The following is a 15,666-nucleotide window of genomic DNA, read 5'->3' as shown; positions in this document are numbered from 1 at the left end:
CGACGTAGCCATTCCGCCACAGCAAAAGTGCGTCAGAGCCACTTCTCGACGGAAATCCTGGGTCACTTCTCGACGGAAATCAACAGCTACCGGCACAGTCGGCCGCAATATTGTCGAACAGCTTGTCAGGCGCGGTGCCGATGTCCGCGCCCTTGTCCGCGATCCCTCGAAAGCCAGCCTCCCGGCAAGCGTCTCGCTCGCTCAGGGGGACTTGCTCGATGTCGACGCGCTCCGGAACGCCTTAAAGGGCGTCTCGACACTGTTCCTTTTGAACGGCGTCGTAGCTGATGAATTCACGCAGGCGCTGGTCGCACTCAATATGGCGAGAGAAGCCAGTATCAAACGGGTGGTCTACCTCTCGGTGATCCACGCTGACCTTTATGTCAACGTGCTGCATTTCGCGGGCAAGTTCGGCGTCGAACGGATGATCGAGACGATGGGCTTTAGCGCCACGATCCTGCGCCCGGCCTACTTCATGAGCAACGATCTCACGATCAAGGACGTCGTGTTCGGCTACGGCGTCTATCCGATGCCGGTCGGCGGCAAAGGCCTTGCGATGATCGACCCGCGGGACGTCGGCGAGATTGCTGCGCTCGAACTGATCCGCCGCGAACAAGCTGGCACCTCGCTGCCGCTGACCCGCATCAATCTCGTCGGCCCCGACACGCTGACGGGCACTGGCATTGCCGGTATCTGGTCGGCGGTACTTGGCCGGGAGATCGCTTATGGCGGCGACGACACGGCGCCCTTTGAGCAGAACCTGCGTAAGTTCATGCCGAGCTGGATGGCGCTTGATATGCGCCTAATGAGCGAGCGCTTCCTGACCGAGGGGATGGTGCCCGCCGCTGGCGATGTCGATCGCCTGGCTGCGCTCCTCGGACGTCCGCTTCGCTCCTACCGCGCCTTTGCCGGCGAGCTCGCAGCTTCCGACCAATAAACCCAACACTTGATGCGAACCACAAACAGAAAGGACATCAATCATGATCTATTCAACCGCAACCGTTCCAGTCAATCCGGAAGGCGAAACCCCACTCTCCCTCTCGCAGGCGTGGCAGGGACTGGTCCTGAAAGCGCGCGACGCGCGGCAGTTTCTCCCGCCCGGCCTTTGCACGCGCTGCGATGTCGTCGAGGACAGTGCGACGCATATCGTGCGCGAAGCTACCATCGCAGGCGCTGACCTGCGTGAGATCATTACCTTCGAGCCAGAGAAGAAGGTGACGTTCTTCCAGGCGACGGGCCCGCGCGAAGGCGCGATCGTCAATGAGCTGTTTGAAGACGCGACCGGCGCGCTGCAGCTGCGTTTCTACGGCTATCTCGGCCTGCGCGGCAAAGAACCAGGCGGTCCAGAAGAGCAGGCTGAACAGGCCATGCTGGATAGCGACAAGGGCTATAAGGGCGCCCTGCTATCGACCCTGAAACGAACCCGCGAACTGGTCGCGGAAGGCAAGCTTTGATCCACAACGCCACAAGGGGGACCGCCTTGCAGGCGAGCCCCACTATCTAAAGGAGATAGCAATGACTGACTCAATGAATGAAATCGACCCAACCACTTCAAAAATTCTCGTGCTTGGCGCGACGGGCGGCACAGGCCGTCTGATCGTCCAGCAAGCGCTCGCGAGGGGATACGAAGTCACGGCGCTGGTACGTTTACCTGAAAAGGCGGCCGATCTCAAAGGCGCAAAGATCATCGTTGGAGACGCACGGGATGAAACCGCGTTGCGACAGACGCTGAAGAGTCAGTTTGCCGTCATCAGCGCGCTCGGTACAGGGGTAAGTCCGTTCCGTGAAATGACTTTCCTGTCGAGTGCGACGCGCGCACTCGTAAGCGCGATGAAAGCCGAGCAAGTGCCGCGCCTCGTTGCTATTACGGGTCTCGGCGCGGGCGATAGCCGGGGCCATGGCGGGTTTGCTTTCGACAATTTGATTTTCCCGCTCCTGCTCCGGAATGTTTATGCAGACAAGGATCGACAGGAGGCGATCGTCAAAGACAGCGGCCTTGACTGGGTGCTGGTGCGCCCCTCGATCCTGAACAACAAGCCTGGCGGCAAGCCGGTCCGCGCGCTTACCGATCTTTCCGCGTTTCAGGGTGGATCGATCGCCCGGGCAGACGTCGCAAAATTCGTGTTGGATCAGGTCCGGAGCCATACGTGGCTGCATCGTGCGCCGCTGGTCACCTGGTGATAAAAGCTGCTATCGCCTACCCGAGGCGGACCTTCGGGACAGCGATCGCAGCGGCAGATGAGGTCGTTGGGGCGAAGGGCGACAGCACCGTTTCTGGCATCTCCGCAATGAGCACTCGCTCCCGAGCATGATCGTGAGGACACGGTGCGTCACCGCCCCAACAGAGATGGCATTAATCCTACCCAACATGGGCGTTGCCGAACTGAACGTTGCCCAGTTTTATTCTGATGCCCCCAAAAATATCATAGAAAGATCAATGGGTTGCGAATGGCGCGCCCGGGAGGATAAAACTGGGCACTCGTATGTCATTGTTTGTGCGATAGAATCGAAGTCGTTGTCTCGGAGGGCGGTAGACAGGCGTCGAGTCGAACCAGTATATGCAAATCCGAAATAACTCAGTTCTTTGGCGGAACTTCAAAGCTAACCGTCTGGCTGCCCGTGACTCGATGCGTGGGATCTGCGAGTTCGACCAATACCTTATGTGGCCCGGGAGGCAGCCAGACCACGATGATGGTCTCGCCAGTAGCATAGACGAAATGCCAAGGCGCATCGTCTACAGTAATATGAACATGACCAATGCGCGGAGAGACATCCAGTGCTCCTGCGCCGAATAGTGGCACGACGCGCAGGTTTTCGGTACGGTACTGAATGAAGACAAGACCCTTCGCGAGCTCCTCGGGAAGCGGTGGATCAACGAACAGCTTGGCGGGCGGCTCGTTTTCAATTGCGACAAGTGGCGACGGGCCAATGATGTCGCGAACACTCTGAACCTGAGCGGCTGTAGTGACGAAAGCTGCGTCAGTCATTGCGAGAAGCCTCCCAGCGAGGGGTTCATGCCAACCTATGCTCATCCAAGCGCGAGTGCGCCCAACAGCCCGCGCTTTAAATTTGCGCCGAGCCGCCATCAACGAACAGCTCGATGCCTGTGACAAAGCTGCTGTCGTCCGAAGCGAGAAATAGGGCCGCGCTAGCGATTTCAGCGGAGTCGGCGAGTCGACCGAGCGGAATTGATTGTTCTGCAGCGCGGAGCATTTCATCATGCGCCTGCTCCGATGCCGTTAGCCCGTGCCACCCCGGAGTAGACGTATTGCCCGGCGCGAGAACGTTGACGCGAATTTTCCTGTCGGCCAGATCGAGGATCCAGGTTCGCGCAAAGGCACGAATGGCTGCCTTGGTGGCACTGTAGACGCTGAACGTCGGCGTCCCGGTCGAACCGGCTGTTGATCCTGTCAGGATGATACAGCTTCCATCCTTGAGAAGGGGCAACGCTTTCTGGACCGTGAACAGAGTTCCTTTCACGTTTGTCCGAAAGGTCGCATCGAAATGCTCTTCTGTGATTGCGCCGATGGCAGCAAATTCGCCGCTCCCGGCGTTGGCAAAGAGCACGTCAATCGATCCCGCTTCGTCCTTCACGACAGCAAACAGCCGATCGAGATCCGCAAGATTGCCTACGTCGCCCAGAACGCCACGGACACCGCTGCCGACGGCATCAACGGCCTCATCGAGCTGCTTCTGGCGTCGGCCGGTGATAAACAACTGGGCCCCCTCGGCAGCAAAGCGCATTGCGGCCGCGAGTCCGATACCGGTCGTTGCGCCAGTAATAACGACGACCTTTCCATCGAGCTTGCCCATCGTCAAACGCCCTCGTAGACCAAGCGGGTAAAAAAGCCCGCATCGATGACGAAGTTGCCCCAGCGAGCGTCGAAGGAGGCAGTAGGCTTGGCGGCGACGGTTTCGTCTCGTGTTCGACCCTGCCGCTTCAGCGTTGCGACCTTTTCCCGAACCGCGACAAGCATGTCCCGATAGTCGCCGAGCTCCACGCGATTACTGACTGGCGGCCCGTGACCGGGAACAATCACCGTCTTGTCGGTTGCCGCCGCGATGCTCGTTTCACACGCGGCAATTGTCCCGTCGATGCTGCCGCCCGTTGAATAATCAATGAAGGGATACGAACCATTCCAGAAAATGTCGCCGACATGTACGATATCCAATTCGGCGAAGGTCACTGAAATGTCGCCGTCCGTATGGGCGGGACCGTAATGTTTCAGGCCCAGCGATATGCCGTTCAATTTGAGAGCGAGGGCGTCCTCAAAGACGTCGCTGGGCACACCGCCCTCTGGCAGCGGGAGGAAATTGTAGTCCCAATCCTCGACGCGCCGGACCTCCGACAAATATTTGCGCGTGTTGATGTGGGCCGTGATCTTGGCCCCTGCTGCACTAAGCCACGAATTGCCGTCGGCATGGTCGAAATGCCAGTGCGTGTTGATCAGGTGCGTAACAGGCTCTGCTCCGAGCTGTGCTAGAGCTTTCGACATCTGGGGCTTTGAGACGCCGATCCCTGCGTCGACCAAAACTTTGCCCTCACTGCCGGTCAGTACGGCAACGTTGCCACCAGATCCCTCTAAGACGCTGAGGTTGCCGCGCAGCTTGTGTGTGACGATCGGGGACGAAGCTGCGCTGTCCTTGATCACCGTTACGAGGCCGCGCGCCTCGGCGTAAGCGCTGCGGGGGGAAAGCCACCCGCCGATGAAAGCGGCTGAGGTGCCGAGGCAGCACAGGCAAAAGCCCCGGCGCGTTAAAGGATGCTGGAGATTGCGCGACATAGGGTCCGTCCCTCCGAAGTGGGTTGTTCCTGTCTTGGTGCTTTGATCCGCAAGCTGCAAACTTGCCGGTGCCTCAGTGCGCGGCAGCTGAGGTCCGCCAAAAGCGTGAACATCGGCGAAGTGGGCCAGGGCCGGCGCACAGAAGCCCACGCGCCGGGCCGGTCCACCTCCCCCGCCCAGCTGTTCTCAAAGCTAAAACGGTTGTTAAGCCTTCACGATGACGACTTAAGGAAGGCCAGCAGGTCGGCATTGATGATGTCGGCGTGCGTCGTCGGCATGCCGTGTGGGATGTCCTTGTAAGTCTTCAACACGCCGTTCTTGAGAAGTTTTGCCGAGAGTGGCCCGGAATCAGCATAAGGAACGATCTGGTCGTCCTCGCTGTGCATCACGAGCGTGGGAACGGTGATCTTCGGCAGATCTTCCCTGAAGTCCGTTTGCGACCAGGCTGCGATACCATCGTAGTGAGCCTTGATACCGCCCATCATGCCCTGTCGCCACCAGTTGCGGATCAAGCCTTCGATCGGTTTCACCCCTGGCCGATTGAACCCGTAGAACGGCTCGGAGGCGACATCGAGGTAGAACTGAGCGCGATTGGCCGCGAGCTGAGCCTGATATCCGTCGAACACCTCCTTCGGAAGCCCACCCGGATTGGATGCGGTTTTCACCATGATAGGCGGGACAGCGCTGATGATCGCAGCCTTCGCCACGCGATCTTGGCCATGACGCGCAAGGTACCGAACCACTTCGCCGCCACCGGTCGAATGACCTACGTGAATGACATTCTCCAAACGGAGATGCGCGACAACGGCTGCGAGATCATCCGCATAGTGGTCCATGTCGTGGCCGTCGGCGACCTGCGAGGATCGGCCGTGGCCACGGCGATCGTGCGCGATGACGCGGTAACCCCGCTCTAGGAAGAACATCATCTGGGCGTCCCAGTCGTCAGCCGAAAGGGGCCAGCCGTGACTGAAGACAATTGGCTGCCCGACGCCCCAATCCTTGTAGAATATCTCGACGCCGTCCTTGGTCGTGATCATTGCCTGTCCCCTCGCGTGAGAGTTGGATTGTTTGGGAAGTGCTGCCGAAGCGCGGTTGGCAGTCAGGCCGGCGTTAGCCATTGTGGCGGCCGCTACGGCACCAGCCGCTCCCGCTAGTAGGTTTCGACGGGTGGCTAAGAAGCGCCCGGACAGCCTGTTTGAGATCGCGCCCGTTGCAAAACTGGGGCTGACATGTTCCTGCATTGCGGGGTCCTCCATCATTGCCGGTCAGCTTCCGTGTTGCCGGAAGATGCCCGATCCGTGCGTCAATCGGTGTTAGGAAGTGTTACGATCTGTTAAGATCGCTCTTGCCAACCCCCGGAAGATCTCCCTGTGAAACAGCCAGGACGAAGCTCGGGCTCGCTCGACACATTGGTGCCAGGGAACGAGATCCTGGCGTTCGGGCTGTTTAAGCTGCTGCCTTCCAGGCGCACGCTATTACGGGCCGGGCAGCACGTCGCCCTTGGCGGCAGAGCGTTCGACGTCTTAATTGCGCTGGTCAGCCGAGCTGGAACAGTCGTCAGCAGCGAGGAACTGCTCGCGCAGGTCTGGCCAGGTGTCTTCGTTGAGAATGGAGCGTTGCGCGTTCACATTGCTGCGCTCCGTAAAGCCCTGGGAGACGGTCAAGACGGGCAACACTTCATCGTCAACATTCCCGGCCGCGGGTACAGCTTCGCTGCTTCCGTATCGCGCCTGCCGGTCGAATTGGAACTACCCCCCGAGGCGACAGCTGTGGTTCCGAACAACTTGCCCCTGCTGCTCACGGAGGTATTCGGTCGTGAGAGATGGATTGCGGTAGTTGCTTCCGATTTGATGTTGCGGCGGTTCATCACCCTTGTCGGCCCTGGTGGCATAGGCAAAACCACGGTGGCACTCGCAGCTGCGACCACCCTAAGCTCGTCCTATCGCGATGGAGTCTGCTTTCTGGACCTTGCGCCGATCGCCGATCCCACGCTCGTCCCGAACACACTGGCTTCGATACTGGGATCCCCTGTCAGCTCTGGAGATACCACTTCCGCTCTGGTCGCGATGCTGCGGCAGAAGGCGATGCTTCTTATTCTGGACAACTGCGAGCACGTCGTCGAGGTGGCCGCGAAACTCGCAGAAGAAATCTGCAAAGGCGCGCCGCTTGTGAACGTCCTTGCTACGAGTCGTGAACCGCTTCGCGCCCGTGGTGAGCACGTCCGGCGGATACCCCCGTTGGAAGCGCCTGCCTCCTCGGATTTGACCGCGGAACAGGCGCTGGCGTTTCCGGCGGTGCAACTTTTTGTAGATCATGCAGCCGCATTCGGCTCCTTCGTCCTCTCCGACGACGATGCGCCGGTGGTCAGTGAAATCTGCCGGCGTCTTGACGGAATTGCGCTAGCGATTGAGTTGGCAGCGGGCCGCGTGGACAAGTTTGGAGTTCACGGCATAGCAGCGCGTCTCGACGATCGATTCCGGCTCCTTACCGGCGGCTACCGCACCGCGCCGGCCCATCACCAGACCCTTGATGCGACATTCGATTGGAGTTTCGAGCTCCTCGCCGAGGCCCCGCGCACCCTTCTTAGACGCCTGTCCGTCCTAGCCGGTGAATTCGATATGGACGCTGCGGTCGCCATAGCCGAGGACAGTTTGATCCCGGCTCCCGCGATTGCCGAGCATTTAGCCGCCCTGGTGTCGGCCTCCCTCGTAACCGCAAGCCTCGTGGGCGAAGAAGCGGCCTATCGGCTGCTTGAATCGACGCGCGCATACGCGAGGAAGCAGCTTGTCGACAGCGGAGAGTTCTATCGAGTTGCAGAGCGGCACGCCACGTATTTCCGCGACATGCTCCTGCCTGCGGAAGTCGGCGCCGATACGCATTCAGCTTCAGCTTGGCACCGAATTTACAGCCGCCAGATCGAGAATCTCCGGATCGCCTTGGATTGGGCGTCATCGGAGAATGGCAATCGGCAACTTGCAATTGACCTGACTATCACTGGCATTCCGATTTGGCTGCGTTTGTCGCTCAATGAAGAGTGCCGCCAGCGGGTGGAGGCTGCTGTTGATCTGTTAGACCCACCAGAATATCAAAGCTCGCGCCAAGCAATGCAGCTGTTCGCGGCTCTAGGAAATTCTCTGTCCTACCGCTTCGATTCCAGGTCCAATAAGGCTTGGGCCCGTGTCCTGGAGATTGCGCGCGCTCTTGGCGATAGTGATTACAAAATGCGCGCAATTAGGGGGCTTTGGACGAACGCCCTTGGTGACGGCGATATCCCACTTGCCGATAAGCTCGCGATCGAATTCACCGGAATTGCGCGAACTTCGCCTGATCCGGCCGACGTTCCCCTCGGCGAGCGTCTGACGGGAATGGTGTTCTATTATCGAGGAGATTTTCGAGCTGCGCGGGCGTTGCTGGAACGAGCAATGGCAGCGCAAGAGAAGCTTGAGACTGGACGCCATCTCCTCCGCTACAGGCTCAATCAGCACACGGTGACAGGAACGGTTCTCGCGAAGGTCTTATGGTTTGTTGGGTGCCCCGATCGCGCTTGGGATATGGCGGAATCGGCGTTGACGCGGGCTAAAGAAACCCAGCACGCGCTGACTATCATGGACGCGCTGGCCTATTCATCCTGCCATCTCGCGCTTCTGCTCGACAAACTCGACACGGCTGATGACTACATAAAAGAACTGGTGGATCAGGCAGTGTGCGATCCCGAAGGACCCTGGGATCTTTTCGGCAGATGTTGGAGGGGCGTACTTCTTAGCAGAAAGGCAGATTATTTGGGCGCCGCACAATTGCTGTCGGACGCGCTTCAAAAGATGCCGCCGGGAAATTTTCTGCTCCCTTACAATTACTTCCTCGGCGAGTTAGCCTTCGCCCTCGGCCAATCGGGCGAGGACCTACGGTCCAAGGCGACAATCGCCCAGGCAATTGAAAGCTCCGCGTCGCGAGAAGAACGCTGGTGCATGGCTGAACTTGTTCGGCTTAGGGGTGAGATTTTCGCCATAGCTGGAGACACTACAGCAGCAGAGACAGAATTCCAGCGTGCCATGGCGCTTTCGCAAGAACAGCGCGCTGATTCGTGGGCTCTGCGAGCCGCGACGAGTTTGGCGCGGTTGCTGATGCGACACGCCAGAAGAGCCGAGGCTCTTGAGGTGTTGCAGCGGGCGATGAGCAGATTCAGTGAAGGTCTTGGCACGCAGGATTATCAGGCGGCCAACCAGCTTGTCCAAGAATTGAGATGATGATCTCCACCGCCATCCTGCTGCTGCGAGCGCGCGTGCAGCCAGGGCCACGGCATGGCTCTGACACCTCGTTAAGGGGCTCTGTCGCAAACTTTCCATCGAAGTCAGCCGCGACATAAATCTCCTCTGTTTCAGTGGAGCGTTTTGATGTTCAAGGGCTGCCAATTCGATCGCTCGGTGATCCTGCTGTGCGTCCGCTGGTATCTGGCTTACAAGCTGAGCCTTCGTGATCTGGAGGAGATGATGATCGAACGCGGCATCTGCGTCGATCATTCCACGATCCATCGCTGGGTCGTACGGTTCTCGCCGTTGCTGCTTGAACGGTTCAATCAGCGCAAACGAACTGTGGCCGGCAAATGGCATTTCGACGAAACATACATCAAGGTTCGTGGTCGCTGGATGTATCTGTACCGCGGCATCGACAGCGTCGGCGACACAGTCGAGTTCTTCTTCAGCGAAAATCGTGTAGGAATTTTGCGAGTTAGAGAAAGTGCAAAATTAGTCCGTCACTAGGCTGATCAAGCGGCCTTACTGTAGGGGTTATTGCCTCATTCAAGATAGCAGCTAAGGCGGCTGGCACTGACGAGGGTTGATGGGTGCTGCAATATGCCAGGACACGTCGTTTCAGGACGGCTTCAACGAAGAGCGGCCGCAGATCATAGCGGCTACCATGGACTATAAGAGTGCCATCTCCCGGTCCATTTCCTACCAACACATTCCACGCCCAATCAGCGATACCGGCCAATTCTGTCTTATGATTGACAGCGTAGCTGCAGCTCATCGTATCAAAGGAGGCAGGTGCTTTTTCCTGGCCAAGTGCAATAGAAGACCAGAAAAGCGCGCTCGCGACCAGCGGCAGGATTAATCGTGCACCAACTCTATTGATGGAGTTCCCCATTGGACGTTTGCTCTTACAAAGAAGTCATGGATTGTGCAGTTCACGCATTGTCGCTGCAGCAAATCTTGCCATGTACGAATTTCCATCAGCGACTTTTTGATACCAATACCGGGCTTTCACCATATCTTTCGGCACGACGTAACCTGCTTCGTAAATGACCGCGAGCTGAGATTGCGCGACTGCATCTCCCTGACTGGCCGCTTTCTCGTACCATTGCAGCGCCAAGCCAATGTTCTGCTCGACTCCCTTACCCTGATAATACATTCCAGCTAACGCGGACTCCGAGCGAACATCTCCTTGTTCCGCTTTGGCTTGCCATTGCTTCACAGCCGCTTGGTAGTGTCCATTCCTATACTCCTCGAATGGATCCGCATGGGAAACGACTACATCACACAAAATGAACATTGCAGTTATTGGAAGCAGCCACAGTTTCATGGGTCACCGATTTTCGCAAAACCCCCGATTAAAGCATCACTTTTGCGTCCCAGTTCTGCACTGGGCTAGCCGGATCATCGCGTAATCCAGCCTGCGTCACCCTATCTCACCATAACGCACCCTAACGGCCCCGTTCAATCCATCTTCACAGGTGCGTGGGCGGGCCTTTCTCTCCAGTTACTCCAGCGAGAGGACACATGCTTCTACCCGAGGCCCTGCGAAGGGTCTGGTCGGGTGCGGCTGCGCGTTGATCCCCTCCGCTTCCAAGAAGCCGACCCCGAAATTACCCCACACACTAGGAACCACGGAGCGCCCAGCACGGCTGCCTCATGGGCGGGATGAGCCCTTCTGATAATACCGCCCACACTAGGAACCACTGTGTGCCCGCATGTCGGTGTTATGCGGCTGGGATAGCTCGGCCGCAGAATTACCCCTCACATATAGATCGGCGATTACCCCTCACTCAAGGACTACCAGCCGTAAATCACGTCAATTGAATGTATATTGTCGTGTGCATTTGCGTGCTCCCGTATCTGTATTTGGCTGGTTTTTCCGCCGCCTCTTTCCGTCTCCGGGCTGGCCTGTAACCGGGCTGGACGACTTCTCCAGGACATCAGACACATGACCACAACCGCCGCTAACCCGCGCGAGCGGCGTCCTTGGCTCGACCCTTTCATGGGCGCAAAAGGTGCTCCGCTTCGTGCCCTCATCAATCACGTTACGGCCGCCGTAGAGGCCCAAGAGCAAGCCATTGGCGCGAGGCAGCGCAAACGCCGCCCCGCCGATCAGCGCCACCATGAGACCGCCCTATGGAACTCGCCAAGGCGCTTGGCTACTCCCGGCCCAACGACTTCCGAAAGCTCATAAAGCGCCACGCTTCGGCGTTGAAAGCCATGGGATCATTACGCCACGGTGTCGCGATGATCGAGGCAGGCAAGGGAGCCAAGCGGGAAGTCACCGAGTACCAACTCAGTTTCGCTCAAGCGGCATTCCTCGTCGGCAAGGCGGGCACCACACTGGCCGATAGCTTGGCCGTGAAGATGGCCGAAGTCTTCGCCCTGTACACCGCAGGCAGGCTCGTAGCGGTGGACGCTGCGGCCCAGGCCGAGCTTGACGCAATCGCGGCGCGTGAAGCGGAGCGCAGGCGGGTTCATGAGGAAGAGAAAGACGCCCGAGATATGGGCTTCCGGGCGTTGCGTGGGCACTGGTGACGACCCCGCTGTAACCGATAGGACACCAGAAGCGCTGCACCTATAGCACCCAGACGCACCTAATCGCCATTGGCCGGGGCGACCGATGGTGCAGCGCGGCTCCCGGTCGAGCATCATCCCCATGCTTGGCGATACCGGCCTAACCACGATGGGCATCGACCCGTTCTTCGATACGCGCTCCTCGGGGACCAACTCCGGCTTCCTCGCGAGCCCCTCGCTGGACCTTCTCTACTCCGCCCAGGGTGCCGTTGGCGGCATCGCTCGTGCTGCCCGTGAGGGTGGTTATTCCCAGGGTGAAGCTCGCCGGTTGGCGCGCGTTCTACCGTTCCAGAACATGTTCCCGTTAGTGCCGCTTTTGAATTCGCTGATTAGTGGCCAGCCCGAAAAGGTTAGCCAGCACTGAAAGGGTTTCGAGGACGTTGCAAAAGCCATTTGCTAAATATGACTTTTGCTCAAGCCGGCACAAGTTACTCTAAAGGAAACTCGATCTGAGTTCCATGCAGTGAACATATTCGCATAATGCCTTCCTGCGTCCTGCCGTAGCCCGCTGAATATGAATATACAACTGGTGAAAATAAATACGCCCCCCCATTTCCTTCTGTAAGAGTCCCGAAGTAAAATCCCCCTCCGGCGTCGTCACCCGTACTCGTGTCTGCTTTAAACATCCCGCATACGTAAATATGTGTTCCGTCGGTTGCCGCAGACATTTTGCCAAACCACTCTGAAACAGCGTTTTTAGTTGTCTTGATAAGTTCGCCTTTTATCACGGCTACTTGTGTCCTGCTCAGGGATACGGGGCGTGTAATTAGTGGAACCTCCTGCTCATGTTCCATCACGCACGAGCAAAGCAAAACAACACTGAGCAGTGCGAACAACCTCGAATACATGGGGTGCTTCCTACAGCAAATGTCAACTCGAAGGCCCCAGGTTTTGATCGAGCTTAAGGCCGCACAAGTCCCGATTGAAGATGCACCTATGCATCTGAGTTTTGCAACGGCGATTAACGCTGCATCGCCACCGTTTGACGGTCGCCCATAGCGAAACCAACGCGCGCGCGGCTTCCGGAAGCGCTTTTACCTTACTCAAAGCCGTGGCGGGCGTCGTAAGCGTCAACGGCGCACAAACGCATCACAATCCGTTCACTGGCCTCGCCGGGGAAACCTTGCGGGCCTGCTTCATTTGCAGAACCCATTGGCCCTTAGCTACGCCAATTACGAGGGCACGGGGACCCTGAAGAACTTCGGCGTTCCATCCCCTTACCTCTCACGGCAGCACGTTGTCGTGACCGTGGACAGCAACATCGTGGCCTTCACGTGGCCCGATACACTCCGCCCTCGCCAAGCACCTCACGGATGTGCTCGAAAACGGCGAGGAAAGGTCACCAAAGAAGGCGAACTGGTCCCTGTCAAACCCCAGGCGGCGACCCTCAACGTCATCCGCCAGTTCCCAAAGGACAACGATACGGAGGCCGTGCCGGGCCACAATGCCGGTATGACAGCGCTCGCCCAGGCGGCGGCTAGACATCTGCACTTCCCGCGCCCTTCGGAGGACGAGCAAGGGCTCCCTCAATAATCTAGACGCCCCTTGCTCTGGCCTCCGCCACCCAGGCATGAAGGGCACTCGCCTCGTCTCGCCCGGTCACTCTGATTTCCACGTCCAGGTAAGTGCCCACCGCCTCCCAGCGGCCATCGGTCCTCTTGCCAACAATGACTTTGTGGGAGGTTTTCCAAACTCTCACCTCGTGTTGCATCAGACTCTCCGCGAGCAGCCATTACGGAACGACCGTTGCAAATTACCACATTTAAACGCTGGGATGGCCGCACTCGCCCAGGCGGGGCTCGGCACCTCCCCTTCCCGCGCCCCTCAGAGGACGAGCAAGGGCTCCCTCAGAGAGCAACATAAGTTTTCCATAGGTCGGACAACGAGAATCCTAAGCGAATTGCAATAACCAACCGCCGAGGTGCAGCCTCCCTTGCTCACAGGTTCGATGCCATGCCCGTCCTGACATGCCGCAGAATGTTAGTCGGCCATACTATAAGGTCTGCCGTTCTTGCGACGATTTTGGCAATCGTGTTGGTGGGTTGCGATTCTCCCGACCGCTTACGAGCAGACATCCCAACCGGTCTCCCCACAGGCTCAGCAGTCTATTACAATAGCAAATGGATTAAATGCACCGTCGCCGTGTTTAATCTCGACGCCAAATTTGCAGAAGAAGTTCGTCGTGGGGGAGTATCGCGGCTCAACGAAGCTACAGCTAAACCTTGGCAATCCACACCTGTTTGGGTTGAAGGAAACGATATCCCACGTTGGCAATCTGATTTTGTAGATAGCTTGGGCTGCATTGAAGATGAAAAGATACGGGCTTTATTCGAGCGATTGGCTGCTGGAACGACTGGCTATTATCAAGTTCAAAAAACAAATTCGATAACACTGATTGCGCCAAGGGACGGAATTGCAATGGTTGGCGGCTACGAATAGCTGGCTATTGGGCATCTGAGCCAACAATCGTACTTACTGCTAAGTTGACCGTCATGGTGAAGTGTCAACCGTGATGATAGCGGACCATCGCGCTCGCAACTCATTACCTCTACCAACAACTCAACACGCAGCGCCGTAGGCAGGCTTCTCGGTACCCACACAGTAACCTAGCGGGGACCTTGACGGAGCCCCCTACGTGCGCCCGCGTCTAACCGTATGCGGTTTGCAATCCATGTCCGAACTTATGTCCTCGACCAGCCTTAGCTCGGTCCAGGACCCTATCCTCTCTGACTTCAGAAACTTCCTCTTCCTCGTCTGGGAACACCTCTGCCTCCCCGAGCCCACGGCTCTTGCTAACGGCACCATCACGGCCTCGTCGCAGGCCACAAACAGAAAGTACCAACGTGAACGAATTGATCGCGGGAGTACCCGCAACCACCCTGCCGGTCTCGCAGGACAGGACCGTGCCAGTCATGGACGTCGCCACGGCCCTCGGTTACAGCCAACTCAGGGATTTTCGCAAACTGGTGAGACGGCACGCCGTATCACTGGAGGCGATGGCACCATTGCGCCACGGTGTCGCGATGGTTGAAATCGGCTCGGGAGCCAAACGAGTAACCGTGACGGCCTTCATTAATTTTTATGGGGTACGCATCCGGGGTACATAGTGGGGTACGCGCGCTGATGCCCATGCGTCATAACCATTTGATATCACTATGAAAAACTCATCCCTTTTTGGCATGGTGGAGCTGATGAGACGCTCCACTACCGAAACCATCGAAAATTCAGACACCAACCGACTCCGGAACCGGATTCGCATAACGGGATCTACGAAACGAATTCCCAGCTGTATTTTTATCTAGCTGAAGCGGATGGAGCCGGATAGGCACTCTTCTTGAGGTCGGCTATTGCTCGCGAGAGATGCGACGAGCGGCAAACAGACTTAGTTCGACAAATCCGAGTTATACTGATAATAATAGAGTCTATAAAGATGTCTGCATTAGTGCAGCAAACAATCATATATTTCCGCTAAATATTATGTTTGAATATAAATTACATTACTGCTGTTAGCATCGCGCAATAGTGGTTATAGATGCTTATGTGAAGAAATATTCTACCGAGTAATGTCCACCCCTGCAACATTATCGGACATAGTTATGCACCGACAGCTGGGGCGGTTTGTGGCCTTTCTGCTGGCCCTAAGCGCCGCGGCGCTTTAGCATCCGCAGCCATGCCTGAGCCCAAAACCACTCTACCACCACCCGCCCTCCTGCGTCCCGTGCCGGCCTGGGCTAGGGTTAAGACGGCGCCTCAAAGCGCGATAGACGCCACCTTCGCCGCCGGTGCCGCCCTGGCCGCTCTTGATGCCATCGTGCGGGCCGAGCCCGCCTTTGCCGGGGTCTGGCGCCAGCGCCTGGCCCTGCCGGCCGCCGCCGCCACGGCCCGCCTGATCGGCCGACGCGAGGACGAGGCCGCCTTGCGTGATGCCTGGTGCTTCCGGACCGGCGGCGAGGCGATCGGTCCCGCCGAGCCCATCCTGCGCCTCTGGCGCCAGCTGGCGACGCGCTCGACCGGCTGGCCGCTGCGGGCGATCGAGGAGGCCGCCCGCGCCCTTG

The 15,666-nt window shown here is 58.0% G+C and carries 15 protein-coding genes and 1 pseudogene; 11 read left to right on the top strand and 5 right to left on the bottom strand.

Translation table 11 applies throughout. From position 1 onward, the window contains the following. Positions 1-109 precede the first annotated feature (109 nt). The 3 genes from QQL24_RS34295 to QQL24_RS34285 all read left to right on the top strand — a co-directional run bounded on the left by QQL24_RS34295 (position 110) and on the right by QQL24_RS34285 (position 2,181). Positions 110-937, top strand: coding sequence for an SDR family oxidoreductase (locus tag QQL24_RS34295; RefSeq protein WP_284316814.1), 828 nt, complete (start codon positions 110-112; stop codon positions 935-937). A gap of 43 nt (positions 938-980) precedes the next feature. Next, positions 981-1,454: an AtaL-like protein gene (locus QQL24_RS34290; protein WP_284316813.1), complete on the top strand. Its 474-nt coding sequence runs from the start codon at positions 981-983 to the stop codon at positions 1,452-1,454. A 61-nt stretch (positions 1,455-1,515) separates the two neighbouring features. Beyond that, entirely contained in the window at positions 1,516-2,181 is a 666-nt protein-coding gene (locus tag QQL24_RS34285) for an NAD(P)-dependent oxidoreductase (protein ID WP_284316812.1), read from the top strand. 395 nt (positions 2,182-2,576) lie between these two features. On the opposite strand, the gene QQL24_RS34280 is transcribed toward QQL24_RS34285, so the two are convergent. The 4 genes from QQL24_RS34280 to QQL24_RS34265 form a co-directional block, all read right to left on the bottom strand. Beyond that, entirely contained in the window at positions 2,577-2,987 is a 411-nt protein-coding gene (locus tag QQL24_RS34280; RefSeq protein WP_284316811.1) for a DUF6130 family protein, read from the bottom strand. Between the two features lie 76 nt (positions 2,988-3,063). Next, entirely contained in the window at positions 3,064-3,813 is a 750-nt protein-coding gene (locus QQL24_RS34275) for an SDR family NAD(P)-dependent oxidoreductase (RefSeq protein ID WP_284316810.1), read from the bottom strand. A gap of 2 nt (positions 3,814-3,815) precedes the next feature. Further along, on the bottom strand, positions 3,816-4,784 hold the full coding sequence (locus QQL24_RS34270) for an MBL fold metallo-hydrolase (RefSeq protein ID WP_284316809.1): 969 nt from the start codon (positions 4,782-4,784) through the stop codon (positions 3,816-3,818). Between the two features lie 212 nt (positions 4,785-4,996). Further along, the gene (locus QQL24_RS34265; protein ID WP_284316808.1) at positions 4,997-5,821 is read right to left on the bottom strand and encodes an alpha/beta fold hydrolase; all 825 of its coding nucleotides are present in this window, start codon (positions 5,819-5,821) and stop codon (positions 4,997-4,999) included. A gap of 333 nt (positions 5,822-6,154) precedes the next feature. Here QQL24_RS34265 and QQL24_RS34260 point away from each other — a divergent pair, with 333 nt between their 5' ends. Beyond that, positions 6,155-9,028 carry an ATP-binding protein gene (locus tag QQL24_RS34260; RefSeq protein ID WP_284316807.1) on the top strand — a complete coding sequence of 958 codons (2,874 nt, stop codon included), beginning with the start codon at positions 6,155-6,157 and terminating at the stop codon, positions 9,026-9,028. Positions 9,029-9,175: 147 nt separating this feature from the next. After that, positions 9,176-9,493 (top strand): annotated as a pseudogene (locus QQL24_RS34255) (IS6 family transposase); the annotation flags it as partial. Between the two features lie 457 nt (positions 9,494-9,950). Here the strand turns inward: QQL24_RS34255 and QQL24_RS34250 are convergent. Next, positions 9,951-10,361, bottom strand: coding sequence for a tetratricopeptide repeat protein (locus tag QQL24_RS34250; protein WP_284316806.1), 411 nt, complete (start codon positions 10,359-10,361; stop codon positions 9,951-9,953). Between the two features lie 809 nt (positions 10,362-11,170). On the opposite strand from QQL24_RS34250, the gene QQL24_RS34245 reads away from it, so the two are divergent. From QQL24_RS34245 to QQL24_RS34225, 6 genes are all read left to right on the top strand, one after another. Beyond that, on the top strand, positions 11,171-11,572 hold the full coding sequence (locus QQL24_RS34245) for a hypothetical protein (RefSeq protein ID WP_284316805.1): 402 nt from the start codon (positions 11,171-11,173) through the stop codon (positions 11,570-11,572). An 85-nt stretch (positions 11,573-11,657) separates the two neighbouring features. Next, positions 11,658-11,975, top strand: a complete 318-nt coding sequence (locus QQL24_RS34240) for a hypothetical protein (protein WP_284316804.1) — start codon at positions 11,658-11,660, stop codon at positions 11,973-11,975. Positions 11,976-12,751: 776 nt separating this feature from the next. Next, positions 12,752-13,144 carry a phage tail fiber domain-containing protein gene (locus QQL24_RS36775; RefSeq protein ID WP_431310805.1) on the top strand — a complete coding sequence of 131 codons (393 nt, stop codon included), beginning with the start codon at positions 12,752-12,754 and terminating at the stop codon, positions 13,142-13,144. 420 nt (positions 13,145-13,564) lie between these two features. Continuing rightward, on the top strand, positions 13,565-14,050 hold the full coding sequence (locus QQL24_RS34235) for a hypothetical protein (RefSeq protein WP_284316803.1): 486 nt from the start codon (positions 13,565-13,567) through the stop codon (positions 14,048-14,050). A gap of 404 nt (positions 14,051-14,454) precedes the next feature. Beyond that, a complete protein-coding gene (locus tag QQL24_RS34230; RefSeq protein WP_284316802.1) occupies positions 14,455-14,718 on the top strand; it encodes a hypothetical protein in 264 nt (87 codons plus the stop codon). Positions 14,719-15,281: 563 nt separating this feature from the next. After that, positions 15,282-15,666, top strand: a 385-nt coding sequence (locus tag QQL24_RS34225) for a DUF1403 family protein (protein ID WP_284316801.1), incomplete at its 3' end; no start/stop codon positions are given.

Source organism: Labrys miyagiensis, from assembly GCF_030160835.1.
GTDB classification, from domain to species: Bacteria; Pseudomonadota; Alphaproteobacteria; order Rhizobiales; family Labraceae; genus Labrys; species Labrys miyagiensis.
Note: the sequence above shows the minus strand (reverse complement) of the source record. Positions and strands in the feature narration are given on the sequence as shown.